Source organism: Nocardia sp. NPDC049707 (genome assembly GCF_040674855.1).
GTDB lineage: Bacteria > Actinomycetota > Actinomycetes > Mycobacteriales > Mycobacteriaceae > Nocardia.
This window is the reverse complement of record NZ_JBFANN010000123.1, coordinates 1-1,349: the sequence shown is the minus strand read 5'-3', so window position 1 is coordinate 1,349 and position 1,349 is coordinate 1. Positions and strand designations below refer to the sequence as shown.

The 1,349-nt window shown below is 62.7% G+C and carries 2 protein-coding genes; both read left to right on the top strand.

Annotated features, from left to right (window positions below; translation table 11 throughout):
* Positions 1 to 68 precede the first annotated feature (68 nt).
* Positions 69 to 392, top strand: coding sequence for a transposase (locus tag AB0J29_RS37200; protein ID WP_364796072.1), 324 nt, complete (start codon positions 69 to 71; stop codon positions 390 to 392).
* Complete coding sequence (locus AB0J29_RS37195) at positions 392 to 1,309, top strand: IS3 family transposase (protein WP_364796069.1); 918 nt, start codon at positions 392 to 394, stop codon at positions 1,307 to 1,309. Before AB0J29_RS37200 ends, AB0J29_RS37195 begins: the two co-directional genes overlap by 1 nt.
* Positions 1,310 to 1,349: the final 40 nt, after the last annotated feature.

The following is a 1,349-nucleotide window of genomic DNA, read 5'->3' as shown; positions in this document are numbered from 1 at the left end:
TGAGGTTCACCCCGGGGAGTGGACACTGAGTTAGCGGGATGGTTGTTCCTGCTGGTTAGGATGTCTGCATGCCTCCTCGTAAGCGTCGGTCGTTCACGGCCGAGTACAAGGTCGAGGCTGCGCATCGTGTGATCGATTCGGGTCGCACGGTCGCTGAAGTTGCCCGGGAACTGGGTATTCACGAGAGTCTGTTGGGTACGTGGGTCAAAGACGAGCGGCGCAGGATCGCCGCCGCCGAGATTCATGGTGAAAAGCCTCTGGATGCTGCGGAGCGAGCCGAGTTGCAGCGACTGCGAAGGCAGGTCGCTGAGCAGGACAAAGACATCGCTTTCCTGAAAAAAGCGTCGGCGTACTTTGCCGCGATGCAGACGAACCGGCCCGGTTCGCTCTGATGGCCAAGTACGCCGGCCCCGATGATGTCACCGGCGTTGCTGGCACTGATCAGCCTGCAGGGCAACGGTTTTCGATTCTCCGCATGGCGCGACTGTTGCAGGTATCGACCTCGGGCTACTACGCGCATGCCAAGCGCAGGGCGGCAACGGTTCTCACCGACCGCCAACAGCGGCGGGCGGACTTGGAAACGAAGATCGTCACCGTTCATCGCGATTCGCACGGCACTTACGGATCACCGCGGATCACTGGTGAGTTACGCGATCGGGGCGAGCGGGTCTCGGCCAAGACCGTCGCCAAGATCATGGCGCAGGCCGGGCTCGAAGGGATCAGTCCTCGCACGTTCAAAGTGCGCACCACTGTGGCCGATCCAGCGGCGTCGTTCCCGCCGGACCTGGTGGCTCGCTGCTTTGATCAGGGGCGTCCCGACGCCGTCTGGACGACCGATATCACCTACCTGACCTGCGGCGAGGGCGACATGTTCCTCTGCGCGATCCGCGACGGACACACCCGCAAAGTCCTCGCCTACAGCCTGGCCGATCACATCGGCGCCGACATGGTCACCGACGCCATCGATGCCGCAGTGGCGGTGCGCGGCGGCCGAGTCCAGGGCGCGATCCTGCACTCGGATCGCGGCGGGGAATTCACCGCGCATCTGACCGCCCGGGCCTGCTGGCGCCACGGGCTGCGCCGGTCGATGGGAGCGACCGGAATCTGTTGGGACAACAGTCCTTCCGAATCGCTGTGGTCGAGTTTCAAACACGAACACTACTACCGGCACACCTACGCCACGAAAGCCGAACTCGTTGTCTCGGTTGACAAGTGGATGAACTTCTACAACACTACCCGGCGGCATTCCGCGATCGGGAACCAAAGCCCCGACGACTACGAGCGTTCACTTCGAACCACTGCCGCCTGAAATCTGTAAGCCCCCTGTCCACCACTCGGGGTGAACCTCA

Bases quoted from the DNA above. Each gene is read 5' to 3' on its own strand.
- AB0J29_RS37200 (WP_364796072.1), top strand. From the start codon at position 69: ATGCCTCCTCGTAAGCGTCGGTCGTTCACGGCCGAGTACAAGGTCGAG.
- AB0J29_RS37195 (WP_364796069.1), top strand. From the start codon at position 392: ATGGCCAAGTACGCCGGCCCCGATGATGTCACCGGCGTTGCTGGCACT.